Origin of the sequence: Cohnella yongneupensis, from assembly GCF_042655785.1 — a bacterium.
Classification (GTDB): domain Bacteria; phylum Bacillota; class Bacilli; order Paenibacillales; family Paenibacillaceae; genus Cohnella; species Cohnella yongneupensis.
The window spans coordinates 191,222-217,133 of record NZ_JBHSNC010000027.1 but is presented as its reverse complement, the minus strand read 5'-3'; the positions used below and the strand labels follow the sequence as shown (position 1 = coordinate 217,133).

Annotated in this window: 20 protein-coding genes; 8 read left to right on the top strand and 12 right to left on the bottom strand. The window is 54.8% G+C overall.

The genetic code is table 11. From position 1 onward, the window contains the following. The first annotated feature begins 9 nt into the window (after positions 1-9). On the top strand, positions 10-822 hold the full coding sequence (locus ACFPQ4_RS09915) for a helix-turn-helix domain-containing protein (protein ID WP_378111669.1): 813 nt from the start codon (positions 10-12) through the stop codon (positions 820-822). On the opposite strand, the gene ACFPQ4_RS09910 is transcribed toward ACFPQ4_RS09915, so the two are convergent. Next, positions 788-1,363, bottom strand: coding sequence for a hypothetical protein (locus ACFPQ4_RS09910; RefSeq protein ID WP_378111668.1), 576 nt, complete (start codon positions 1,361-1,363; stop codon positions 788-790). The genes ACFPQ4_RS09915 and ACFPQ4_RS09910 overlap by 35 nt on opposite strands. A 381-nt stretch (positions 1,364-1,744) precedes the next feature. On the opposite strand from ACFPQ4_RS09910, the gene ACFPQ4_RS09905 reads away from it, so the two are divergent. Then, the gene (locus ACFPQ4_RS09905) at positions 1,745-2,002 is read left to right on the top strand and encodes a hypothetical protein (RefSeq protein WP_378111667.1); all 258 of its coding nucleotides are present in this window, start codon (positions 1,745-1,747) and stop codon (positions 2,000-2,002) included. A 74-nt stretch (positions 2,003-2,076) separates the two neighbouring features. Here the strand turns inward: ACFPQ4_RS09905 and udk are convergent, their stop codons facing one another. Beyond that, positions 2,077-2,700 carry a uridine kinase gene (gene udk / locus ACFPQ4_RS09900; RefSeq protein WP_378111665.1) on the bottom strand — a complete coding sequence of 208 codons (624 nt, stop codon included), beginning with the start codon at positions 2,698-2,700 and terminating at the stop codon, positions 2,077-2,079. 344 nt (positions 2,701-3,044) lie between these two features. On the opposite strand from udk, the gene ACFPQ4_RS09895 reads away from it, so the two are divergent. The 3 genes from ACFPQ4_RS09895 to ACFPQ4_RS09885 are packed head-to-tail and all read left to right on the top strand — an operon-like array spanning position 3,045 to position 6,652. Next, a complete protein-coding gene (locus tag ACFPQ4_RS09895; RefSeq protein ID WP_378111664.1) occupies positions 3,045-3,782 on the top strand; it encodes a hypothetical protein in 738 nt (245 codons plus the stop codon). 12 nt (positions 3,783-3,794) lie between these two features. Beyond that, positions 3,795-5,483 (top strand): vWA domain-containing protein, encoded by a 1,689-nt coding sequence (locus ACFPQ4_RS09890; protein WP_378111663.1) that lies wholly within the window; start codon positions 3,795-3,797, stop codon positions 5,481-5,483. Positions 5,484-5,512: 29 nt separating this feature from the next. Further along, the gene (locus ACFPQ4_RS09885) at positions 5,513-6,652 is read left to right on the top strand and encodes a toxic anion resistance protein (protein WP_378111662.1); all 1,140 of its coding nucleotides are present in this window, start codon (positions 5,513-5,515) and stop codon (positions 6,650-6,652) included. 65 nt (positions 6,653-6,717) lie between these two features. Here ACFPQ4_RS09885 and ACFPQ4_RS09880 read toward each other — a convergent pair whose 3' ends face one another. After that, the gene (locus ACFPQ4_RS09880) at positions 6,718-7,545 is read right to left on the bottom strand and encodes a helix-turn-helix transcriptional regulator (RefSeq protein ID WP_378111661.1); all 828 of its coding nucleotides are present in this window, start codon (positions 7,543-7,545) and stop codon (positions 6,718-6,720) included. A 152-nt stretch (positions 7,546-7,697) separates the two neighbouring features. On the opposite strand from ACFPQ4_RS09880, the gene ACFPQ4_RS09875 reads away from it, so the two are divergent. Beyond that, positions 7,698-9,716 (top strand): beta-galactosidase, encoded by a 2,019-nt coding sequence (locus ACFPQ4_RS09875; RefSeq protein WP_378111659.1) that lies wholly within the window; start codon positions 7,698-7,700, stop codon positions 9,714-9,716. A 429-nt stretch (positions 9,717-10,145) separates the two neighbouring features. Here the strand turns inward: ACFPQ4_RS09875 and ACFPQ4_RS09870 are convergent, their stop codons facing one another. Beyond that, entirely contained in the window at positions 10,146-10,364 is a 219-nt protein-coding gene (locus tag ACFPQ4_RS09870; protein ID WP_378111658.1) for a DUF3006 domain-containing protein, read from the bottom strand. 1 nt (position 10,365) lies between these two features. Beyond that, complete coding sequence (locus ACFPQ4_RS09865; protein ID WP_378111657.1) at positions 10,366-11,412, bottom strand: MBL fold metallo-hydrolase; 1,047 nt, start codon at positions 11,410-11,412, stop codon at positions 10,366-10,368. A 159-nt stretch (positions 11,413-11,571) separates the two neighbouring features. Here ACFPQ4_RS09865 and ACFPQ4_RS09860 point away from each other — a divergent pair, with 159 nt between their 5' ends. Both ACFPQ4_RS09860 and ACFPQ4_RS09855 read left to right on the top strand, forming a co-directional pair. Further along, positions 11,572-12,195, top strand: coding sequence for an S-layer homology domain-containing protein (locus tag ACFPQ4_RS09860; protein ID WP_378111656.1), 624 nt, complete (start codon positions 11,572-11,574; stop codon positions 12,193-12,195). Positions 12,196-12,255: 60 nt separating this feature from the next. After that, on the top strand, positions 12,256-12,687 hold the full coding sequence (locus tag ACFPQ4_RS09855) for a YhfM domain-containing protein (protein ID WP_378111655.1): 432 nt from the start codon (positions 12,256-12,258) through the stop codon (positions 12,685-12,687). Between the two features lie 84 nt (positions 12,688-12,771). Here ACFPQ4_RS09855 and ACFPQ4_RS09850 read toward each other — a convergent pair whose 3' ends face one another. From ACFPQ4_RS09850 to ACFPQ4_RS09820, 7 genes are all read right to left on the bottom strand, one after another. Then, a complete protein-coding gene (locus ACFPQ4_RS09850) occupies positions 12,772-17,007 on the bottom strand; it encodes an S-layer homology domain-containing protein (protein WP_378111654.1) in 4,236 nt (1,411 codons plus the stop codon). A 14-nt stretch (positions 17,008-17,021) separates the two neighbouring features. Then, the gene (locus ACFPQ4_RS09845) at positions 17,022-18,812 is read right to left on the bottom strand and encodes a glycoside hydrolase family 36 protein (protein ID WP_378111653.1); all 1,791 of its coding nucleotides are present in this window, start codon (positions 18,810-18,812) and stop codon (positions 17,022-17,024) included. Then, positions 18,778-20,817, bottom strand: coding sequence for a cellulase family glycosylhydrolase (locus ACFPQ4_RS09840; RefSeq protein WP_378111652.1), 2,040 nt, complete (start codon positions 20,815-20,817; stop codon positions 18,778-18,780). Before ACFPQ4_RS09840 ends, ACFPQ4_RS09845 begins: the two co-directional genes overlap by 35 nt. Then, a complete protein-coding gene (locus tag ACFPQ4_RS09835; RefSeq protein WP_378111650.1) occupies positions 20,810-22,723 on the bottom strand; it encodes a Sip1-related alpha-galactosidase in 1,914 nt (637 codons plus the stop codon). The genes ACFPQ4_RS09840 and ACFPQ4_RS09835 overlap by 8 nt, the downstream gene beginning before the upstream one ends. A gap of 1 nt (position 22,724) precedes the next feature. Beyond that, complete coding sequence (locus tag ACFPQ4_RS09830) at positions 22,725-23,540, bottom strand: carbohydrate ABC transporter permease (protein WP_378111648.1); 816 nt, start codon at positions 23,538-23,540, stop codon at positions 22,725-22,727. After that, positions 23,541-24,419: a carbohydrate ABC transporter permease gene (locus ACFPQ4_RS09825; protein WP_378111647.1), complete on the bottom strand. Its 879-nt coding sequence runs from the start codon at positions 24,417-24,419 to the stop codon at positions 23,541-23,543. It lies immediately after the preceding gene. A gap of 92 nt (positions 24,420-24,511) precedes the next feature. Continuing rightward, a complete protein-coding gene (locus ACFPQ4_RS09820) occupies positions 24,512-25,840 on the bottom strand; it encodes an ABC transporter substrate-binding protein (RefSeq protein WP_378111645.1) in 1,329 nt (442 codons plus the stop codon). Positions 25,841-25,912 lie beyond the last annotated feature (72 nt).

The following is a 25,912-nucleotide window of genomic DNA, read 5'->3' as shown; positions in this document are numbered from 1 at the left end:
AGTGATACTATGCCGCAAGCGAAAATAAACATCCCCCTCGAAAATGTCGCGAATACGATAGCCGGCTCGATCGTCTATCCTCCGGGAGGCCGGTTCGGTCCCCGAATCCAACAGGACGTCCAGCTCGTCATGCTCTACACGGGCGAAATGAACGTCGACATCGACGGACGCCGCGTCAGCGTTACGCCGGGGCACGTGCTTCTGCTTAAGCCCGGACATGAGGAAACGTTCGCCTTCTCGCGGACGGAACAAACGTGGCATCGGTGGATCGCCGTCCATCTGACGGGGTTGTCCGCGGAGACTATCCAACGGCTGTACGCGCTTCCCGAGGTGCTTCCGCTGACGGAAGAGATGAACCGACTGCTCGATCTGCTTCTCGTCCTGCAGCGTCAGTCGCCTGCGGACGACGATGCCGTCAGGAGCCTCGGCCTTGCCGCTATCCATCTGTACCCGATAGAATCGCAAAGGGCGCTCCTCCAGATGGAGAAGCACCCTGCCGTGTATAACGCTTTGAAGTGGATCGATGCGCATTATGCCGATGACATTACCCTAAAGAGTCTCTCGTCTCATGCCGGACTATCGCCGGAGCATCTGCTTCGTTTGTTCAAGTCCCAGGTCCGAACGACGCCGATCCAGTATTTATGGAAGGTTCGCATCGACCGCGCCATCGATCTGCTTACGAGCACCGGACTTACGGTAACGGAAGTTGCGGGGCGATGCGGATTCAAAACGTCTCATCATTTGGCTAGATTAATCAAGCAGGTTACCGGCCGTACCGCCTCCGAGATCAGGCGTCTGTCGTGGGGCGGGCTGCGGAAGTAGCCGGCGTTAGGATCAAGGACCGTTTCAACCCTGACAATGCCGCCGTATGGCTCGACGTTCCGCTATGAACGACGATCTGATTTTTATAATCGGACTGCAAGACAGACTGATACAAATTATCCGTTACGGAGACGGAAGACGAAGCGGAGATCGGCAGAAACTCTACTTGCAGCATAGCCTTCGCGGCTCCTCCGTCTACGACCATACCGAAGCTTACCGTTCTATTCCAGGGTACCTGCACCCCATCGATCGCAAGCGTAATTTGTTCTTTCAATAATCTCTCGAACAAAGGCTTCACGGCGTCGAATTCATACTCGTCCAACGTGCCGCTCAAATCAAGATCGCCTCCGCTTAATTCGATCGCGGATCTCTCGTCTATGGCTATAGTCATCAAGGTCTGTTGCTCGGTTAACTCTAGCGTCGTATGGCTTGTGCTAGAACCATGCGCGTAGGTCGTATGTCGGAAAGGAATAAGGGCAATGGCCGTCAACATTAAGACGAATAAGGCAGCGCGCGTCGCGTTCGCGGTCAGCTTGAACATCGGATTCCAACCCCCGGACTTTAGGAATAAGTGATGGCGCGTCTTAACTATACCGAACCCGTTTACCCCTGTAAATTGATCCGCAGTGTCGCGACAAGTGCCGTAACGCCTCCGAAAACAGCCGATTTTACACGCCCCGAACACCCCGTTAACGATTTTTATTTTCCCGCGACATTCGTTTAATCCAGCATTAATAATCGGTCTTTCAAAGCATCGTTTTCCTGAGGTTTTGCAAGATTGTTAAATTTATTTTTTACACAGAAATAGCGTGAGAGAACCGCGATTCTAGCATACTACCACCTTCCGCGATTCATCTGCGATAATGGCACATACCGATTCGTCACTTCCGGAATAGCTTGTTTCAGAAGGAGGTGGTGAAGCATGGCTAAAATTGTAAGCCAGTTCACGGTGTCTGATCTGCACGACGAAGTCAACTTGTTCGACGAAAACTGGACGCGTACGATCGGCGCCGGCCAAGTAACCTATACCGCGACGGTAGACGATGCGAAGATTACGATCGCAACATTGGAAGACGACGATTACAAACCGGTCGCCAAGTTGTATTTCGTAACTGGCAGCGTAGTCTACGTCATCGGCACCGCGGTTTATTATCCGCCTCATACGACTAAACCGCTGTAATCATAAAAAAAGACCGCGATCGGAATAAATCCGAATCGCAGCCTATATCCGTTAAGCAAGCTCGTCCCGCCGAGCTAATTTCGTGTCGCTTGCAAGTATTTCTCCGTCAATATCGATAGCAGTTGAATGCCAACCTCGTTTTGCCCGCCTTCGGGGATGATGAGGTCGGCGTATTTTTTGGACGGTTCGATGAACGCTTCGTGCATCGGCTTCACCGTCTTCAAGTACTGGTCGTGAATCGAATGGATCGACCGGCCGCGCTCCTCGATGTCCCGCAGTACCCTGCGAAGGATGCGCACGTCCGGGTCGGTATCGACGAACACTTTGATATCGAGCATCGCGCGAACATTTTCGTCGGACAGCACGTGGAGCCCTTCTATAATCACGATATTGCAAGGCATCAGCTTAACCGTCTTCTCCGCGAAACGAGAATGCGTCGTAAAGTCGTACATAGGCGCGTACGCGATCTGCCCGTCCTTCAGTTGTCTAAGATGCTCGACTAACAGTTCGTTGTCGAATACGAGCGGATGATCGTAGTTGATCTTCTCGCGTTCGGCCATCGTTAGGTGCGGATGGTCTTTGTAGTAGTTGTCTTGCGATATAAAAGTCACTTTGTCCGCGCCAAGGCGGTCGATGACGGAGCGCGCTACCGATGTTTTGCCTGATCCGGTGCCGCCTGCGATTCCGATGATGAGCATATCCTTTCCTAATGCCTCCCTAGTGTGCTGCCAACTCAATTCCAGTATTGTAGCATAGCGGGAGACGGAATTCATCCGACCGGACTTTCCTATCCTCTGGCGGCTTCCCAGCCCAGTTCGGAATGCCAGCGTAACCGGCCGAGTTCAGCTTCCGTTAGCGGTTTAACTTGTTTAGACGATGAAATGCCCGATAGGTTCTGACCGCCGGCAAAATAAAATACCGCCAGGGACTGGCTTAACTATAAAATTGGCGCCGATTATGACCTGCTACCACTCAAGTTGGGACCGGCGATGACATATTCATTTGTAATGGAGCCAAATGCCAAGCAATGGAGGCGATCGCGTTGAATCGCATAATGAAGCTGCTTGGACTAATGGTCGGCGTCGTGCTTCTCGACGTGATCGTGCTGTCTCCGGGATTAATTGGAATCCGGATCGGGGGCGGCAACGTCCTCGAGACCGCGTCTAGCGTAACTCTTGTATTTATGAGCGTATTGGTATTGTTCTACGGGAGCTACGGTCTATTGCTTAAGGCTCCCGTCCGCGCGACCGTTCGCGACATCATTACCCCAGAGGATTATATAGATGCGCTTCGGAGGTACAAGAACGTAAAAGCCGTAAAGTCCGACATTGCGCTAGCCATAGACCAAGTTGATCGCATGGAGAAGAAGAAATCCGCCTTGTTCGACATGTTAAGCCAAAGGTTCGATCCCAAAGAGTTAAGCTACACGAGATTCAGCACCGTCATTCACGAGGTTAACCACCTATTCTATCTGAATATCCGCGGGATATTGAATAAGCTTATCGTGTTCGACGCTTCGGAATACGACAAATTCACCGGAGCGCCGAAGCCCGCGCAATGGTCCAACGCCCTCGTTAAGGAACGAACGGATCTTTACCAGGCGTACATAACATACGTGTCCGGATCGGCCATGGCGAACGAAGAAATCCTGCTCAAGCTCGACAAGCTGCTTCTCGAAATCTCCCGTCTCGACAGCGCGGATTTCAAATCAATAGAAGCGATGCCCGGCATGAAAGAGATCGACGCCTTGATACAGCAGACGAAATTTTATAAAACCTGATGGGGGATACGTATGGAGAACAAGGGCAAAGCGTTCGCGGTGCTCGTCGTTATCGCGGCAATCGTGTTCGCTCTCGTGTATTACGGCATCCGATTGACGTCCGATTGGGGGAAAACGGACACGCAGACGACCGCGGAGGACGCGGCCAAAAGGTTGGATAAACTGTATCGCCACATCGACGTATCGTCCGCCGACCCGATCAAGGGGCAAATCGATCTCGATCCCGCCACCGTCGGCGACTCCCTACCCGACATCGCCAAGTATACGATATCGGTAGACGCGACTACCGACACTTACGTGGAAATTTTCTCTTCCACGGAGAAGTCCGGCACGGGCAACGACGGCTGGTTGAACGAAGTCGCGACCGCCTTCAACGAGGCCGGCATCGAAGTGAACGGCAAAGCCGTATCGGTCAAAATTCGCAATATCGCTTCGGGCACGGCCACGGATTATATCCGATCCGGCAAATACGTCCCCGATGCGTTCACGCCTTCAAACGAGCTGTGGGGCGAGATGGTGAAGGCGCAAGGCACCTCCATTCAACTAATCGCCGAACGCCTTGCCGGCAACGTGGCCGGCATCGTTATTCAGAAGGACAAATATAAAGCGCTTGTCGATAAGTACGGCGCCGTGAACGTGAAGACGATTACGGACGCGATCGCCGATAACGAGCTCGCCATGGGATACACCGATCCGTTCGCCAGCTCGACGGGGCTTAATTTTCTCGTAACCGCCCTCTCGACCTTCGACAGCGCCGATATTCTCGGGGACGATGCGGTCAAAGGCTTCGAGCGTTTCCAAGCGAACGTCCCCTTCCTCGCCTCCACGACGTTGCAAATGCGCGACGCGGCGAAGACGGGCATGCTCGACGCGTTCGTCCTGGAATACCAGACGTTCGTCAACGCGCCGGAGCTGGAGGATAGCTATATTTTCACGCCGTTCGGCGTTAGACACGACAGTCCGCTATATGCCTTAGGCCAACTCTCTCAAGAAAAGCTCGACATTATTAACAAATTCGCGGAGTTCGTCCGGCAACCCCAATACCAAGATCTCGCCAAGACCAGGGGCTTTAATGGGCTAGAGGATTACCATTCGGAGCTTAAGCCCGTCGACGGCAGTCTTCTCGCCTCCGCGCAAAAGCTATGGAAGGAGAAGAAAAACGGAAACAAGCCGATATCCGCCGTCTTCGTGGCCGACGTGTCGGGCAGCATGGAGGGCGATCCTCTCAAACGGCTGAAAGAATCGCTTCTCAACGGGCAGAAGTTCCTAGGCAGAGACAATCGGATCGGCTTTGTATCCTACTCCGATAGCGTTACGATCAACGTCCCAATCGGGACGTACGACACGAATCAGCAGTCGTTGTTCGTCGGCGCGATCGACAGCCTGCAAGCCGGCGGAGGAACGGCCACGTTCGACGGAGTCGTAGTCGCCATCAAGCTGCTGCAAGACGAGTTGGCCGCCAATCCAGGCGTTAAACCGCTTATTTTCGTGCTTAGCGACGGGGAAACGAACAAAGGAAATTCGCTCGACGATATCCGGTCGCTCATCGAGACGTACAAAATTCCGATCTACACGATCGGCTACAACGCGAATATCCAAGCTCTTCAAAGCATTTCTAGTATCAACGAGGCTGCGAGCATTAACGCGGATACGGACGACGTCGTGTACAAAATCGGCAATCTGCTCAACGTGCAAATGTAAGGACGAGGCTACGATACGGAGGGGTTCGCATGTCGTTCACTATGGAAGTCGTAAACCCGGAGAAGCTGAAGACGGTCATCGAAGAGGAAGTTAAGCCCGTGCCCGAAGAAGTGGCGCAGTTGCAAGCGCTCGCCAAGAACAACGTGTCTTCCATCTTGGATTTGAATCTCGAGCAGACGGAGAAGCGCAAAGAAATTCTGCAATCCATCGATAGCTTCGGAATCAACTCCATGAAATCGTCCTCGGAAAAGAACTCTCTCTTGCGCGTATCCGTAGGCAATTTGTCCAAAACGGGCGACGAAGGCGGCCAAGTCGCCAAAGGGTTAACCGCGCTGCATCAGCAATTGAAGGACCTGGACCCGAGCACCGTCGATTTTGCCAAACGGGGCGTGCTGGGCAAGTTTTTCAACCCGCTTCGCAGTTACTTCGCGAAATATCAGAAAGCCGACTCCGTCATCTCGGACATTATCGCCTCTCTCGACAAGGGCAAAATCGTGCTCAAAAACGACAACACGACGCTCGAATTCGAGCAGCAGGCGCTACGGGAGCTTACCAAGAGGCTGCAGAAGGAAATTCAGCTCGGCGCGATGATGGACACGGAAATCGAAACGCAGATCGAAGCGGCTAGAACGCGAAGCGAATCCGAGGATAAAATCCGGTTCATTACTGAAGAGGTGCTGTTCCCGCTGCGTCAGCGCGTGATGGATCTGCAGCAAATGCTCGTCGTCAACCAGCAGGGCATTATGGCGATCGAAGTCGTTATGCGCAACAACAAGGAGCTGATCCGCGGGGTCGACCGGGCACGGAACGTCACGGTGTCCGCTTTGAAAATCTCCGTCACGGTAGCGAGCGCCCTCTACAATCAACGGATCGTGCTGAAGAAGATCGAGCTACTCAACCAGACGACCGACGCGCTCATCAGCGGCACCTCGAGAATGCTGAAAGACCAGGGCGCCGCCATCCAGAAGCAATCTCTGGAGACTAGCATTTCCGTAGACACGTTGAAGCAGGCGTTCACCGACGTGCTGTCGGCGCTCGACTCTATTAGCACCTACAAGCAGGAAGCGTTGCCGAAAATGCGCGAGACGATCAACCAGTTCCGGGAGCTGGCGGATACCGGGGAGCAGCAAATTTTGCGACTGGAGAAAGGGCAGAAGCTTGGGTTGTAAGGGGATAAATGTAAAAAGGAACGCCCTGCCCTATTGCGCGTCGCGCGCTGTTGGGCGGGGCGTCTTCATCCGCCGCGGATTCGCCGGAATTGCTCGGGCGTAACGCCCTCCAGCAGGCGAAAGCGCCGGATGAAATAAGCACTGCTTGCAAAGCCGACTTTGTCCGCAACGACGTTAACGGGAAGCTTCGTCGACACGAGCATGATCTTGGCTTGCACGATTCGGCATTCCGTTAAGAACTCGATCGGCGTTTTGCCTATGAGCCGATGGAACTGCCTGCTGAAGTGAGAGACGCTGCAGTCTGCCTCGTTCGCCATCTGTTCGAGCGTAAGCGGTTGCCCGCTATGCGAGCGAATCCATTCCGCCGCCTCTATGACGCTGTTTCTTCTTCCCGCGGCCTGTTGCCCTTGTTCGTCCTCCGCGTTCTGTACAAGCAAGGCGAGTATTTCGTATAGAAGCGCCGATAGCCGCGCTTCCCCGCCGGTCAGCGAAGGAACTCCGTGACCGAGCAACTCCTGCCATAGCTCAAGCATGGCATCGGCGTTCCTCCAAGAGAACGTCCATACCCCCTCTTCGCCTTTGCCCTGCAACAACTTTCCGACCCCGGTCCCCTGAAAATGAACCCACCGAATGTCCCAAGGATCCGACGGCTCCGCATAATAGCTCTGTTCGACGCCGGGACCGTAAAGGAACCCCGTCCCTGCCTCTAGCGCCACGAGTCGATCTCCGATCCGCAAATAACCTTTTCCCCCGTACACGATGTGCAGGTTATAGCAGTCGATCTGTCCCGCGGCTCGCCTCTCGCTATGCGAAGGATCGTCGTAGTAGTGGCCGAACGACTCCGGATAGCACGTATAGCGATCAAATCGAGGCGGCGCGAGAAAATGGTTCACCCGCACGCCCATCCCCCTCAAATAGCATAATATTAATACGACTATCAAAATCGTAGCATTTACCGCTAGTCGTTACCTTGATTACAATGAAGCCATCAATCGATCTTGAACATAATAGTAACATACCTAGAGGAAAAAGGTGGGTATATCCGATGTATTTTGGCGTAGATTATTACCCGGAGCACTGGCCGGAGGAACGATGGGCCGTCGATGCCCGCATGATGCGCGAGGCTAATATTAATATCGTAAGATTGGCGGAATTCGCTTGGTCCCGCTTGGAACCGGAAGAGGGCGAATACGATTTCTCGTGGTTGGACCGGGCGATTAAGGTGCTGGTGGCAGAAGGTATTCGGATCGTGCTCGGAACGCCGACGGCCGCGGCGCCCAAATGGTTGATGGACAAGCATCCGGACATGTATCCTGTCGACGTCTACGGATTAACGAAAGGGTTCGGTACGCGCAGACATTATTGCCCTAACCATCCCGTGTATCGCGAGCATAGCCGGAAGATATCAAGGGCGATGGCCGCGCATTACGAAGGGAATGCGGACGTCGTGGCATGGCAGATCGACAACGAATTCGGCGGCGCCTGCTACTGCCAAAGCGACTTGATCGCTTTCCGGAGCTGGCTGCAGAACAAATACGGCACGATCGACAAGCTGAACGAGGAATGGGGAACCGTATTCTGGAGCCAGACTTACCGAAGCTGGGAAGAGATCATCTTGCCGGTTTACTCCGCCAGCGACGGCTTCAGCCAAAGCGGCGGCTCAAGCAATCTGCTGTCTACGCCACACAATCATAATCCGGGCTTGCAGCTCGACTATCAACGGTTCTTTTCCGACTCTACCGTGGACTATCAACGTCTGCAAATTGACGAAATCCGCGCGTACAGTCCGTTGCCGATCACTCACAACTACATGGCGCATAGCGAGCTGGATTATTTCGATTTGGGTAAGGACCTTGATTTCGTTAGCTGGGACAACTATCCGAACAATATGTGGGGCAAATCCGCTCCGCTTAGCGTCGCGATGGCTCACGATCTGATGCGCGGCATCAAGGGGCGGAACTTCTGGATGATGGAGCAGCAGAGCGGCCCTTGCGGTTGGCATGCGATGGGCGATACGCCGGAGCCCGGCCAGTTAAGGCTCTGGACATACCAAGCCATCGCGCACGGCGCCGAGGGAATGGTCTACTTCCGTTGGCGCGCTTGCACGGTAGGCATCGAACAATATTGGCACGGTATTCTCGATCATGACGGAATCGGCCGCAGACGTTATCGGGAAATCGCGCAAACGGGCCAAGAAATCGCGAAGCTTTCGGCGTTGTTCGTTAACGCGGAAAATCGTAATGACGTCGCTCTTATCAAAAGTTACGACAACGTTTGGAGTCATCGCGCGCAGCCGCACAATCTGAATTTCAATTACAACGTGCTGCTTGATGCTTATTATCGAGCCGTCGCCGGCCATCACGTCGGTATGGACGTCACTAGCGTCGATGTAGATTTCACCCCTTACAAGCTGGTGCTCATGCCGGCCTTCAACCTGATGACGGAAGCGATCGCGGATAAGTGCAAAGCTTATGTCGCCGGCGGAGGTGCTCTACTTATCACTTTCCGCTCCGGCACGCGAACGTGGAACAACCGGATGACTACGTTGACGCTCCCCGGCTTGTTCCGCGATATGGCGGGCGTCGAGCTCGAAGAGTACGACTCGGTAAACTTCGGGAGAACCGTTCGCGTACAAGGCGATTTCGGCGAAGGAACGGCTTCGGTGTGGTGCGACGTACTGAAATCGAACGGCGCGCAAACGCTGGCCGAGTACGGCAGCCACTACTACAAAGACACGCCGGCCGTAACGGTCCATCCTTACGGCAAAGGCAACGTGTACTATGTCGGGTGCGACTTGGACGACGATGCCCTGAGCCGTCTGATGAGCCTGATTACGGAGCGAGAAGGCGTCCGCCGAAGCTTGTCTCGGCGATACGATGGCGTCGAAGCGATCGAGAGAACGGTCGACGGTCGCGAATACGTCATGCTGCTCAATCACAACAACGAAGAGGCTAGCGTAGCTTTGCCGGGCGCTGAGGCGTACGTCGATGCTCTGAATGATGAGTCTCACGATGGGCATATCGTAATTGAGCCTTACGGGGTGCGCGTGTTGTTGAAGCGATAAGCAATAAACAGATTAAAACAGCCTTGGCGGAGTCGCCAAGGCTGTTTTGATTTGCATACGGAACGGGATAAGCTAGAGACATGTTTATCAATCTCGCCTTGCAACGGAGAGACTTGCTCCTTAACCGGATGGGCATTGCGAGCAATTTAGACAAGTGCAAAGTGCATTTCATACAACTATTTTCTGCGAAGTCCCGATCCCACGATATGCTAGTTGCACAGCGTACATCTATATCTCATGATTCCCGCTGTTTGGCCGTTTTCGCACAATCTAAGTGTACGAAATCCACCTACCCAACCGCTTATGTGGCGGAATCCGCAAAGTAACTGCCTATATTGCAACTAACGGAGCCTCTGTCGATTTGCCAAGTCTGAATTATCGGCGCGAGCGGATTAGCTGATTCGAACGATTCAGAGATTCAGAGACTCTCTACTCGAACAATTCATCCATCAACCGTTGGACTTCCCGCTTCCTCGCTGCCGTAGCTTCCGGATCGAGCGAGAGACGCCCGTCATTCTGTACGATGACCGCATCGCCCGCCGACGCTCCTGCCGGCAATTCGTCGCGGCGAACCTCGCGGAATTGTCCGCCCTCGAACTCGATTACCGCTAACTCTCCCTCGAACCGATCGATAAATCCTCGTTCCATCTCACTTCACCGTTCCGAATGTCAGTTTTGTTCCGTCCGATACGGCCATAACCGTGCCCTTCGTATCCGTGCGGTACGTCGTAACTTTGGCGCTCGCCAATCTATCCAGTATCGTCTTCTTCGGGTGTCCGTAGGTGTTACCGGCTCCGACGCTAATGACCGCGTATTTCGGAGCGACCGCCTTCAGGAATGCCGCCGACGTCGACGTATTCGAGCCATGGTGTCCCACCTTGAGCACGTCCGCTTTAAGCGTCGCCTTCGCGGCGATCATATCCGCTTCGGATTTCGCCTCGGCGTCTCCGGTGAACAGGAACGAGGTTTTGCCAAATGCGAGATGCAGAACGGCGCTCCAATCGTTCAGATCGTCTCCGTACGCCTTCGTCGGACCCGCGAATTTGGCCGTTACGCCCTTCAACGGAATCGCGACGCCCGCCTTCGCTTCCTTGATCGTCAAGCCTTCGTTTTTCACGGCGAGCAGGAAGTCCTTGAACGTATCCGTCGTATGCGACACTTTCGGCGCGTACACGCTCTTAACGACGAGCTTCTGCAGCACGGTATCGAGTCCGCCTACGTGATCCTCGTCCGGGTGCGTGGAGATCAGCACCTCGATATCTTTGACGCCAAGCTGCTTAAGATAGTCCACGACGATCGGACCGGCTTCGTTTTTGCCGCCGTCGATCAAGATGTCGTCGCCGTTCGCCGTATGAATGTACGTGGCATCGCCTTGCCCTACGTTCAGGAAATAAACCGATAGCTTGCCGTTCGCGGGAGGCTTGAGCTTATCCGCTTTAAGCGGCGCGCTCGGTTTCGTCTCCGATGGCTCGGTTGCCTTCGGCGGCGTCTTCGGAGGCGTCTTCGTAATCGATCCGTCCGCGTTGTGATAGTGGTATTCCCCATCCTTCAAGCCGTATTTCGCGCAGTTCGTGCGGCACGTATGCCCGCCGTTCGCGTCGGTACGCCCTGGACTAGCATAGACCGAACCCAAGACGCCTAATGCGCCTGAAACTAATAAAATCGTAACGATGATCGCGGTGAAGTGCTTCTTCACGTTGTCGCCCCCTATGATGTCTGACCCGGATACTGAGATCAGTATATCACGATGGAAAGTAGCGCAGATCAAAGACTACGGTTCGACAGTACCCGCGAGCGAGATCTCGTACAATGGGCATCATATGATCCAATACGTATCACGGGGGCGTCGATGCCTATGCGCAAGATCAACAAATCGTTCGCTTTACTTCTCGTCTGCTGCCTTATCGCTTCTCTACTAACCGCCTTTACCGCTCCGCAAAAAACGTACGAGGATGCGCGCCGGTCATGGGCCTGGGCTACGCTGAAGCAATGGCTGGACAACGGATGGCTGCACGGCTATGCCGATGGAATGCTCCGTCCGGAACAGCCTATCTCCAGAGCAGAGTATGCGGCGATCGTGAACAGGGCTTTCGGATTGAGCGAAACCTCGTCGGTAAGCTATTCGGACGTTAAGGCGAGCGATTGGTATTATGATGACATCGCCAAGGCGGTCAAAGCCGGCTATGTCATCGGCTTCGAAGACGGTTCGTTCAAACCCGGACAAGCGGTAAACCGCCAAGAAGCGGCGCTCATACTCGCGACTTTCCTTCGGCTCGATCTCTCTCGAGACGACGTTGCTCGCTTCGGCGATGCCGCCGACATTGACGATGCGAGCTGGGGTGCCGTAGCGGTATTGCTGGCGCAGAACCTGATCCAAGGGTTCCCCGACGGCACTTTCCGGCCGAAGAAACCGATGACCCGGGCAAGCGCGATCGTCATGATCGACGCCGCGGTAAGGTCGGGAATGGCGGCACCGTAAGTCGATAACGAAACTTTCTAGCTTTTAATAACGTCAACCTATTAAGAGAACTTCAAAGAGGTGGGCACCATTCAAAGGAAATCGCTCCTCATCATCCTGTTTTTGTTCGTCTTTGAAATCATAGGGTGCGGAAACAACATTTTGGATGGCAAAGAAATCGTCGAAGTCAAACTCGAATGCGCGGAGCTTTGTAAGACAATGAAGACGCCGCCGTTTTCTACTAAGATTGTGGCTCATGAACAGGCTGACGAAATAAGGGCATTTGAACGAGCCATCGGGAAAGCGACGAAAATAAATGGCGAACTAGACTACGGCGCTATGTTCTTCATGTATCTTACATTCGAAGACGACGCGCAAAAGAAATACGTATTAAACGTTGCGGACGAAGAGGGTACAACCGCTCTACTCGTTGATACAGCGAATAGCGGGCAAGGTTACACAATACCTAAAGAGCAGACGAATGAATTAAGAAAGATTATTTATAACAACTAACCGCCGAAGACGGTTTACCCGTTCGACCAACCCATAAGGGAAGCCCCTTGTCATCAATCGATGGCAAAGGGCTTCCCTTGTTCGTTATAACTTATAAATCCTGTACATAAGTACCGCGACTTCCGCCCGCGTTGTATTACCGGTAGGATGAATGCGACCGCCGCTTCCCGACACCAATCCTTCGTTCACCAAGCGCGAGATGGCGTCTTGCGCATAAGTTGCAATTCCCCCATAGTCCGCGTAAGAACGAAGCTTATCGGTGCCGATGTCTGCATCCCGAAGCTTGCCTGCTTTAAGCAAAGCCCTCTCGGTCATGACCATCATATCCTGCCTCGAAATTTCGGCTTTGGGATCGAATCGGCCATTCCCCGTACCGCCTACGATTCCGAGCTGCTTAGCCAAGCTTACCGCTTCGTAATAATAATCCACTTGGCTTACGTCGCCGAAGCTGGCCGCGGCGTCTGCCGTTCCGGCAAAGCCCAACGCCTTCATCAGCAGAACGACGAAGTCTGCCCGCTTAATCGCTGCATTCGGTTGGTATTGTTCAAGCGATACGCCGTTTATAATGCCTTTGGACGCGAGCACCTCAATGGCCTGTTTAGCCCATACGGCACCAGCAAGATCTTCGAACGACTTGAATACGTAAGAGACGGCATACGAGCTGAAGTGGGTCGTCTTGAACGTCACGTTGCCCGTGCCCGCGTCGTAACGTCCGCTCGTCATAGGAACCGCGTGTCCGTCGCCATCGATATAATAGACGGTCAGATGCTCCGCGTTCGCCAGTTCTTCCGTCGTCGGTTTATAAGGAATCATTACCGTTACCGGCGCGGCAACGTTATTCCAAGGAATGACCTTGCCTCCGTCCGTAAGCATAAGCTCGACTACGGGTCTATTCCCGACAGCCGCTTTGGCCGAGGCATCCAGGTTGTTCGCGTCTCCGGACTTGATGGTCAATTGAACCGTCTTCCCTTGGATACCCGAGCCGGCAAGCATGTCGGCCGGAACGATGAGGGTACCGATCGGGCTATCGATTCTGATCAGTCTATCCGTCCGGTCCGAAGACAACGCCTGCGTCGGCAATTCCACCATAAATTCGTTGTTGCCGTTCGGCGTATCCAACTTGATCGCGGCGGTCTTCGATCCGTCCGCGCCCGTCGCGGCTTGCTCGAACAGCCGTGCCAACGCGTCAGCATCGACGCTCTTCACCGGACTCGGGTTCGTCACCGTTACAGGTGCCGAGCCTCCATTCACCGGAAACGCTTGACCCGAGAGAGCGTTCAGCTTCTTGCTTTCGTCCGCGTAAATCAGCGTAAAGGGCCTGTCGTTAATCGCCGCATAGGCCGGGCTGTACGACGTAACGCTGAATCCGGCATCGGCCGCGCTCGATTCGAACGACCAGACTTGGCTGCCGTCACCGCCCGCTTCCCGGAACGTCTCCAGCATTTCCCGGAACCATTGCTGCCTGACCGCGCTATACGTAGGATCGCTAGGCTGCACCTCGGCGTCGCCGTTATTCGGGTCTCTGACCGAAAGGTCCTTCTCGATGTTCCACTCTTCCATGACGACCGGCTTGCCGATCGCGTGCGCGTCCGCCACGAAACCTTGAATCAAAGCTTGCGCCTGGTGCAGCGTATATTTGAGCCAATCCGCATTAGGGTATAGATGGAACGTGGCGAAATCGACGTTCGGTTGGTTAAGCACGCTGATCGGATCGTCGCCGTTCCCTTCGTCCGTTCTTGCCCACGGCTCGTTATTCGCCGCCGGGTTGCGGTAGCCGTGGCCTTCCGAGCCCGCGGTGACGAGATGGTTCGGATCCTTGCTCTTGATGTACGTCGACATCTCGTCGATCCATGCGCCCAGCTTCGCGCCGTCCGGATCGTACAAGTTTTGTTCCGCGCTTCTGTCGTCGTTCTTATCCATTCTCGGCTCGTTCATTAAGTCCCAAGCGAACAGCGCGGGATCCTCGGAGTACTTAACCCCGTTAACCGTGTTCACGCGCTCGGTGAACTTATCGATATAAGCTTTGAACATGTCCTTGGCGGCCGGGTCGGTGAAAAACTTCAGCTTGCTGTCGAGGCCCAGGTGCTCCGTATAAGCCTTGATGCCCCCCATATCGTCCCAATAGTTCGTCAGCGTCACGATTACGCGAATGCCGTTTTTCCGCGCGCTTTCCATTAAGTAGTCGAATTCCTCGAACTGCGCTTCGTTGAACGTCCAGTCGGGCTTATAGTAGGAGTGCGCATTCGCAGGCTCGATGAAAAATCCCCACGTGCGGAAAACGGTAGCGCCGAGCTTCTTGGCTTCCAGCATCGCGCGGTCGATCTGCTCTTGATAGGTTACGACTGTATCTTTCTTTATGAGCAGGTCGATCTTCCGGTTATCCGCCGTATAGACGACGGCCTTGTCGTTTCTGCTCTTCGTCAGGTTATCCTTGAAGGCAAGGTCGTACGTGTTCCAGCCGTTAAAATAAAACGTGCGGTCGTCGAGCGAAAATTGCGAGCCGCGCTTCTTCACGATCGAACTTACGCCGTCTCCGTTCGTTACGATCGTTTCCGTTACGTCCGTCGTCGTGTAGTCGTCGGTTTCCGCGCTGACTACGAATATATAGGCGCCGTCCGCAAGCGCGGTCGTATCTAACAAAGCCTTATATACGCCTCCGACTTCGGTCATCTCCGACTTGGCGTAATACGATCGCTCGGAGCCGTACACTTCCAGATACACGCCGCTCAGCGCCTGCCCTCCGCCATTCGACACGTTAGCCGCGACCTGGTACGAGCCGCCGTCAATCTCGGAATCGAAGGTTGGCGTGAGAATGTCGACGTCGATCGGGCTGTTCTTCACGTACACTTCGGTCGTTGCGGTCGACGAGCTGCCGTCCGAGGCGACGACCGTCGCCGTCAACGTCTGGAAGCCTTCCGGCTCGCCGGACGTATTCCATGCGCCGGCGAATTTGCCCGAACCGGCATCCGCCAACGGTACGACTTGACCGGATCCCGTAACGACTGACGCGGAGCTGACCGTCTCGCTTTCCGGCACGTTGACGTTATACGAGAGCGTAGCGTTTCCGGACACTTGATCGTTATTTTTCGGCGCATCGCTCGTGATCGAAGTCGTCTCATAGCGTCGCAGTATCACGTTATCGATGAAAATCGGTCCCGTATAATCGCTATTCGTTCCGGCCAAACGGATGACCAGCTTGCCGATCCCCGTTTTGTCGACGATGGCGCCGAGCGGTTCGGTTCTCTGGATACGCGCAAAGGTGACCCCGTTAACGACTACCGTCTCTTGCGAGGATGGGGTATAAGCCTCGTGATTGCTTACGTTCATCCACGGATCGTTGAACGCCGCCGCTAGCTTCAATTGCCCCTTGAATTGCGAAGGGTTCGGAACGTATACGTCGTACGTGATCTTCTCGATGTTCGTGAGATCGCTTTTGAGGGCGCTGTTGCCGCTTAAGTACACTTCGATGTTCGCTTCGTCGAAGCCGCCGTCATTAAAATCAACGTTCACGGCCAGCGCGCCTTCATTGCCTGCTTCAGCCATATACGTGCTATTCGCGACCGACATTAACGAGCTGCCCCAACCCGCGGACCATCCCATCGTCGTCCCGTCGTTGAACGTATAGCCGGCAGACCCGCCGGACCCGCCTCCGCCGCCCGCATGATGTACGACTACGTTGTCCACGTAAATTTTGCCTTGATAGACCAGGTTCTCGCCGATCAGCCGAACGACCAATCTTCCGTTCTCCGCCTTGTGAGCAGCGTTCGCAAGGGAAACCGTCTTGTGGATTTTGGCATATTGCAGACCGCCGATCGTTACTTTATCGACGTTCTTCATATTGAATTCATCCCAGTCGTTCAAATTTTCCGAGGGACCTCCGTCCATATAGGTCGAGATCTTCATCCATCGGTCATTCGAATCAGCCGGTGTCGGCATAGCAAAGAACACGTCGTACGTGATCGTCTCGTAATTCGTCAGATCGACGATGCCGTGATTCACGGGATCGAGGGAGACCCCTATGTTGCAATCTTCGAAGTTGTTGCCGCCCGCGTAATTGACGTCCACTTCGAGCGCGCCCGTATTATTGCCCTCCGCCAAATCCGAGCTGTACTTAATTGCATCCGATGCTTGGCAAGGCGAGCCCCAAGCTAATCCCCACCCCATCGCGGTGCCGTCGTTGAACGTGTACGAAATATCGCCGTCGGGATACCCGGCAGCGGCCGCATTGGCCGTGAAGCCGTTCGTTTGCAACGGAACGAAGCCGAACAATAGCGCCAAGCACATCAGGACGGGCAGCTTGCTTCTCATGAATCGGAACATGAATAAAGCCTCCTCTAATTGATTCGTTCCATAATCGCCATGCCGGACGGCGGAACAGGCACCGCTATCAGGCCTTGGGCTTTCTCGGCCCGCGGTTCCCCGCAGACCGCTCCCATGCAGGACTTGACCGTAATCCGCCATCCTCTTTCGTCACCCCGAGGCATGTCCACGATCAGCCGGTCTTCGCCGGTCGCATTGACAAGAATAAGTCGACTTTGAACCGTACCGCCGCATGCCGCTTCGTCCACTATCCTGCCCCCGCCGTACACGACGGCGATCTTCTCCTCTTCCGTCTCCGCCGTGACGAGCGGATACAGTTGATCGGGAGAGTACGGCTTAAGCGTGCCGTCCAGCAGCGTACGACGATGCTCCGCCCAGAACGATAGCCAAAATCGCAGCATCTCGTCGTGCTCCGGCGGGATCCGGTCGAACCTTACGGAAATTTGCGGAACGGAGAACAGCACGTTGATGATCTGAAGCGCGGCGCTCGTCGCCGTCTCCGATGGATGCCACATGATCATGTCGGAATGGACGGCCGTGTTGCCGGCCAGCAGTCGAACATCCAGTGTCTTGACCCGGTTTTGGATGTAATCGTTGGGACAATCCCCCGCGCGGAAAAGGTTGCCGTATTTGCGCATGAGGGGACCGATGTACGTCTGCCGAAATTCGATCATCATCTCCGGACGGTCAGCGCTAAGCCGCAAGCTGATATCGGTCATCAAGCGATCGACCGCCTTCGGCACGGAGTCGTAATCCCTTCCGTCGCCGTACGCGATCGAAGTACCCGCGGGCACGGTGAACGAATCGACGAAATCCAGTTTAAAGCCGTCCACGCCCCATTCCGTTACCGCTTTTTCATACAATCCGATCAAATATTCCCGCACCTCGGGGAACCGCGGGTCCAGAACGCCGGCGCCCAGCTCGTCGAACCGGTACAGCAGCTTATCCGCGAATCGCGTCCACGCGTTGCTCTTCAGTCCGACGAACGGAACGGAATACCAGAGCAAATATTTCATGCCGAGATCGTGGATCCGATCGACGTGCTTACGCATATCGGCTATTTTCTCGTTGCACACTTCCCAGTCTCCGCAATAGGCGTAGCCTCTCTCGTTATTGCTCGTCTGCCAGCCGTCGTCCACGATGACCGCGCCATAGCCAGCCTCCTGCGCGAGCTTGCATTGCGCCTCCACCCCGGCGTCCGTCAAATCCTGATGGAAGCTGTACCAGGTCGAATACATCGGCCGCTTCGCCGCATCCGGTACCGGCATAGGCGCATACGCCGGCATTCGCTCCCACCACGAACGCACCTGATCGACGCTCTCGTAATAAGGAATATCGCGACGATCGATTCGCAGCTCCGCTTCGTACGTCGTCCGTCTTGGCGCCTGTTCGTCGAACAGCGTCAGGGAGCAACGCAGCGTCGCGTCTTCTTCATGGACGCCGGCGTTAATGCCGATCGGATTGAGCGCATCCGAAAAAGCGAACGTTAATCGATTGCGGCCTCGCGGGTTATAAAAGCACCCGATCGGCGCGTTCGACGTCGCATTGGTTCGGTACCCGCTTCCCCAATCGACGTGAAGCGCTTTGTTGCGGTCGACGCCGGGGTACCAGAACGCGTGAATGTCGACGATCGGCATCGTCCATGACAGCTTCATGACCGGAGGAACCGCGGGCCGGTCCGCGGTCATCGTTAACCGGACGATGTCGATCCCTTCCTCGGCTTCGCTGTGCTCGAAAGCAATCTTAAACGCTTCCGACTCGCCCTCCAGCCTAATCTCGTGGCATTTCGTCTTGATGCTTCTCATGTTCAAGCTCCCTATGGTAAGTAAAATAATCGCTGGCGCGAACGATTAACCCGGCTGCTTCGGCTCTCGTCAGCGGATCGAACGGTCGGAAAGCTTCGCCGTCCTTCCAGACCAAGGCCATGAACAAAGCCCGGATCGACTGCCGTTCCGTTTCGGAAAGCGTTTGCAAATCCGCAAAGCTCATGTCCGGCTCTCGTCTGTCCGACAACGGCTGCAACCGCAACGCGGTGCACAGCAGCTTCGCCGCCTCCAGCCTGCCAAGCGGCCCGTTCGGCTCTCCAGCCGACTCGACCTCTACCGTCACCCCAAGCTGGTGAAACATATCCGTGAATTCGAGCGTCGTAACGGGTTCGTCCGGCGAGAACGTGCGCTGTCCTGTCCCGCTCATCCATCCATAGTGAACCGCCTCATTGATGCAGGCACGGTCTTCATCGGATGCCATATCGTCGAACAGGCTCGCGGCGGAAACCGACATTAGCCAAGCTTCCTCCTTCAGAACCGCAGCCGAAGCGCGATCCTCCTTCGCCCGATATCCGGGAGCGAGACCGGCGATCTCGAAGTCGCCGCCAGGAACGAAAGTGCTGAACACCCACACGTTCGACCCGTCTCCGCCGGCTCTTCGGAACGTGGCGTGCATAATTTTGTTCCAGCCGTCGCGGAGAAGAGGCCAAGAGGGGTCTTCCCCCTTCTTGCCCGTCGTCGCCCCCGAGAAGTCCACTAAGGCAGACGATTTGTCGATGCCCCATTCCTCCATGACGACCGGCTTGCCGATCTCCTTCGCCTGAGCGACGACAAGGCGTACCAATTCGGCGTATTGCGGCATCGCGTACATGCACCAAGGTGCGTTCGGGTACGGGTGGAACGTCACGTAGTCCAAGCTCGGCTGGTTCATCACGACGCGTACGGGCTCCGTTCCGTTCCCTTCATCGGCGCGTCCCCACGGGGAGCCGTTAACGACTATCGAATGCCCTTCGGATCCGCTCGCGACCATGTGATTCGGGTCGAGCGACTTGATGAATCCGGCCATCTCCTCGATCCATGCGCCCAGCTTCGTTCCATCCTTGTCGTATTCGCTACGATCCGCCGAAACGTCGTCGTGAGCATCCATTCGCGGTTCGTTCATTAGCCCCCAGGAAAATACGGCGGGATCGTCCCGATAGCGGAGCCCGTTGACCGTATTCACGCGGTTCACGAAATGGCGGATATAGGCTCTGAACGCCTCGCGAGCATCCGGATGCGTGAAAAATTGCAGTCTGCCGGATAGCCCGAATCGGTTCACGTAGCCGATAATGCCGCCCACGTCGTCCCAATAGTTGGACAACGTAAGGCTCACTCTCACGCCATGTCTGCTCGCGCTATCCATCAAGTAATCAAAGCGTCGGAACTGCGCTTCGTTAAACGTCCAATCCGGGTTGTAGAACGCATGCTCCATGGTCGTATCCGTGCAAAATGCCCAAGTCCGAAGCACGGTCAGCCCGTGCTTCCTCGCCGCTAGCATACAACCGTCGATATATTGCTCGTAAGCAAGCGGAGTGCCGGACGGAACGTGAACCTCCGCTTGCTCACCGTCCGGCATCCATGCCACTAACCGATCGTTAAGCGTCCAGTTCGCGTCGCTCACGAAAGGCAAATGATAAGCGTTCCAGCCGGCATAGACGAACTTCTCTCCATCTAGCTCGAACGCATTGCCATTCCGGCGTACGATACCGGACAACGGTCCATCGTTGTTGACCAAGACGTCGGCGAAGCTAGCGGCGGTACCCTGCGTATCCGTCACCCGAACGAACAGAGAATGTCCGCCGTCCGCCAGCGTGCGACTGTCCCATTCCGTTACGTATACTCCGTTATCTCTCTCGCTCATGGGCAGCGCGAGATTACCCGTTATCATCTCGACCTTGCGGATCGGGTAAAGCGGGTTTCTCGCGATTACTTTAACCGTGCAATTCCCGGATACGCGCGATCCGAACAAAGGACTTATCCATTCGATTTGCGTTCTGCTAATCATCGTTGACAACCTCTCCAGGCAAGATCACCTCGATTACGATCGATTTACCTTGTGTCGCCGACAAGACCAGCAATCCCGTCGAACGCTCATATGTATACGAAGCAGACAACAAGCCGTCCACGCGCACTTCGCTCGGAGCGGTGTCGCAATACATTCCGATCGACTTGCCCCCGTCTTTGAACCGAATCCGATGCACAGGTCCGGAAGCGGACCATTCTTCGATGGCAGCCGCATGATTGAACTTATCCAGCAATCCGATCGGCGCCAGGCCATCACGGATCGGCGTACAAGAAACGATCTCGTATTCCGCCGCACCCAACACTGTAGCGCCAGATTCATCCGGCCCCATCACCTGCAACGTAGCAGCCCGGTTACGATAGACGGCGAACCGTTCTCCCTCCAAACCCGGAATATCCGACGGCTTCCAAGCGCCCTCGATTTCCCCGCCATGACGGTAACAATGGAACAGTCCCAGCAGTCCGGCGCTACCCGTTCGGTTAACGATTTTCAGCAGCCGAGGTTCTTCATAACAATCGACGAACAGGCAATCCGCCGCCGGCAGCGCGGGTTCGTCGCAACGAAGCGCTTCGCCGTCGCCGACGGTCAGGCGATCCAAAATATCGAAGTTCTGCATGCCCGGCTTATCGCAGACGTAGATCGGCCCTCCGCTGATCGCTCTCGCCGCCGCATGAAATGCCGAGTCGGGTTGATGCGTCTGGAACATGTCCCAGTCCGGAATCGCAAAGGACGAAGACCAGACGTTGTTCATTGCGTTCACGAACACATGCTTTTGCTGGTCGACCGTCCCGCGTTCCGGAAAGTAATCCTGCGAATTCCGCCAGACGGAGGAAGAACGCATATGGTAGGGAACATCCGAGCCGTGGCACATGCAATGAATGAGGTTGTCGTCGAAGTAATCGTGCGCGGCCGTCTGCATCGCCTCTTGATAAGCCCGCATCGTCGTGCCTCTTCCTAGCAAGCCGCCCGAGAACATTTCCAGTGCCGATTGTCCGTCGACCTTAACCAGATCGACTCCCGCATCCGCCAAATAACGGTACAAATCCTTATAGAACCGATAGACATCGCGCGGATCTATCAAGTACAAGTCTTCCAGCTTAGGATCCCATGGCCGAATGACCGCGCGGTTATGCAGCCAGCGGTACGATAATGCCAGCGGACCGTCCGGATGAATGCCGCCCCAATACCCTTGAAAAGCATGCCAGACGCCGAACCATCGCACGCCGAAATCGGATTTCGCGACTTCGATAACGCTTTTAAGACCGGAAGGGAATTTGTCGTCGCGGATCGCGATACGCTTAAGCAAATCCCCCTCGGTATCCCAAGCGCCATCATCCAAGATGACGAACCCCGGCGTAACTCCGCCGCTCCGAAAGCTTTCGAGTCCGGCCATGAGCTTGCTTTCGTCCACGGTATGATAGAAGGCGTCCCACGTGCACCAGCCCAGCGCGCCAAGAAAAGCCGGAGCCTTCTTCTGCTTGCGCGTACGGAACGTCTTCAACCGGTCGGCGGCCTCTTGCATCGCCTGTTCAACTAAAGCGTGAGGGTCGTCGCCGGTGCATACATAGGCAACCGTTCCGACCTCCCCCGCCGTATCCGGCAGTCCGCCGGTTACTTTCAGCAGCAAGCCCGAATCCGAGCCTTCCAGCGTGGCGCGATAATCGCCGCTTACGATCGGAAGCAGCAACCCGAATCGGCCGTCCTCCCGCTCCCACAGCATAAACTGCGTTTCCGCTGGCACCTCTCGCAAGGCGACTCCCACACTGGGCTCCATCCAATACAGGTCCGTCCTAGCCAGCGCCAGCCAGCGCTTCACGCCCTGCAAACCGACCGGCGTAGCCGCGCCGGAATCATAACTTCCGCGAATCTCCTCGAGCGTCAGGTTCATGCTACTTCACCGATCCGCTGACGATACCCGCGAAGATGTAGCGTTGCAGCACGAGATACAACAGCGTCGTCGGAATCAAAATAATGAGAATGCCGGCGCAAATACTATTCCACTCGGCGCTGTATGCCCCGGAAAATTTCATAAGCGTAGTAGAGACGACGCCCAACTCTTGGGCGGGCATGTATAGGTAAGGGATATACATGTCGTTGTAGATGCCGATCGCCTTCAATATCGTCAGCGTGGCGATCGCCGGAACGAGCAACGGCAAGATGATCGACCGATAAATTTTGAACAAGCTGGCGCCTTCCAGCATCGCGGCCTCGTCCAATTCGGCCGGTATGTTCGTCATGAACTGCAAGTAGAGGTAAATTTGAACCAAGTCCGTTCCCATATAGAGCAGCACGGGAGCGTAGTACGTATTGAACAAGCCTAATTCCTTAATTATCGTGAATACGGCCACCTGCGTCGTAATGCCGGGAATAATGACGGCTCCCGCGTAAAGCGCGATAACGAACTTCCTTAATTTGAATTCGAATCTTCCGAGCACGTAAGCGAGAGAAGTACCGATAAAAATGTTGAGCACGACCGCCAAAACGATAATGATGGAGATGTTTTTGAACGCGTTGCCCATTCTTCCTACCTCGAGCACGAGACGGAAGTTATCCCAATTCAAGAAGCTCTTCGGCAAATCGAAAATTCCGGAAAGCGCGTACTCTTCGCGGCCTTTGAACGCGTTAATGAAAACGACGTAGGGAGGAAATAGGACGATGAACGCTGCGAGTAAAGCCGAGCTGTATTTGACGACGTTGATCCTCATCTATTTCTCCCCCCACATGATCAGTTTTCGTTGGACGATCAAAATCGTACCGATCAACAAGAGCAGAACGACCGCCATTGCGGATGCGAGGCCGAAATTGCTGTAAGTGAACGCGACGTCGACCGTCTTCGTTACGAACGTCTCGCTTGAGCCGATCGGGCCGCCTTTGGTCAGAATGAACGGTAGCTCGAACACTTCCATCGAACCCGTCACCGTCAGGAACATGCTGACTTCGATAATGCTGCGTATGCTTGGCAAAGTGATGTAGCGGAAGGCTTGAAGCCTTGTGGCTCCGTCGATCTTCGCCGCTTCGTATAGCCCTACCGGAATCGCCTGGAGTGAGCCCAAATAAATAACCATACTGAAGCCCGTGTACTTCCAAATGTTAATGAAAGCCAGCGAGTAGTTGACTATCGACCGGTCCCCGAGCCAATTGACCGAATGCCCCAGTCCGATAAAATCGAACAGCATATTGAGGCCGCCGCTCTGCGAATCGTACAGGTAGCCGAACATATACGAGACGGCTACGCCGTTCATAATGAACGGAAGGAAGATGATGACTTTGAACAGGTTTCGTCCTTTCATTCGGGAGCTTAGCAGCACCGCGAAATACAAGGCCGCTATATTTTGTACCACTCCGGCGATAAGGTAGGCGAAGTTATGCTTGAACACTCCGATTAGCCTCGGATCGGAAAACAGCTCTCGATAGTTGTCGAACCCGATCCACGCTTTAGTCGCGCTTAACCCGTCCCAAGACGTCATGCTCATATAGAACAAATCGATTGCCGGATAATACGAGAACGACAGCAAGATAGTAAGCGGCAGGATCAGAAAGGCGACCAGGATAATGTTCTTTTGCGTTTTATAGGTGATGTTCATCTCGTACCCTCTGTCCCATGGTTGATGAATCGGGAGGAAGTTCCGTAACGGATCTTCCTCCCGAAATAACCGTCTTTCGAACGTTTGCTCAATTACTTAGTGACTTGTTTGCGCGTATCCGCCCATTTCTTGTTGTACGTATCGAGAACGCTTTGAGGGTCGCTCGCTACCGCATACTCTTGAGCCAAATCAGGCCATGCGAATTGCGCTTTGTTGATCACGTTGTTCGCGTAATCGCCTCTTGGACCGCTCTCGATCATGGAGACGCCGCTGCCCGTGAACTCCGCGATTTGGGTCAGGCTGGATTGTTTCGATTTGATCGCAGGTACGAAGCCGGAATCGTTGTCGTAACCGGATTTCTCAACGAAGAACTTCACCCATGCTTTTGCCGTATCGAGATGCTCGCTGTCTTTGCTTACCGCCAGAACCGCATCGGAACCGATCGGAGCGATCAAGTTGCCGCTGTTGTCTACAGGCATCGGGAAGAATCCGATATCTTCAGGCGCCGCGCCGTTATCGATGACTTGTTGGATCGCCCAGTTGCCGAGGAGCGCCATCGCGAACTTGCCCGTTGCTAGGTCTTTCTTCGATTGCTCCCAGTTCGTCGAGAACAGATCAGGTTCCGTGTATTTCTTCACCGCCAGCGTCCGGAAGATATCCAGCGCTTTGCCGTAAGGTTGGTCCGTATTGAATGGCGTATCGATCTCCGCGTTCTTATCCATGATGTTAACGTCGTTCGCGATCGCTTGAGCTAACGACTCGTAGTTGTTAAGAGGCCATTTGTCTTTGAAGTTGGTGGCAACCGGCACGATGCCAGCCGCTTTCAGCTTCTCGCAAGCCGCGTAAAACTCGTCCAGCGTCTTAGGCACTGCCGTAATTCCCGCCGTTGCGAATGCTTTCTTGTTGTACAGCATACCCGTGATCGATCCGCCGCTCGTGATGGCGTACAGCTTCCCGTCGATCGTCGATTGGCCCGCGAAGTACACTTGGTCGTTCAATCCGAGATCGTCCAGCGGAGCGAAAAACTTCGGATAATCTTTCGGTTGGATGGAGTCTCCGCCGACGAACGTAACGTCCGGCAGTTGACCGGATGCCGCGCGAACTTTCAGGATATTGCTTTGGTCTTTGACCGCTTCGATTTCTACGTCGGCGTTCGGATATAGCTTCTTGAACTCGGCGACGTAATCTTTCATTTTCGTCTCCGCGATGTCGGTACGGTGGTTCAGGAAAGTGATTTTGCCCGAAATATCAGGGCTTGGCTCCGCACTCGGCTCGGCGGCCGGACTGCTTGCCGCAGGGCTGGACGGGCTTGGCGAAGCGCTTTCGGAAGAAGCGTTGTTGGCGTTGTTGTTGCTGCCGCAAGCACTGAGTAAGCCGGCAATGAGCATAACGCACGATAACTTGGTCAACCGATTGTTCATTTGTACTTTTTCCCCCTAGGAGTCATGTTTGATATCGCTTACAAGGATCATTATAGAAAAACAAAGAACCGG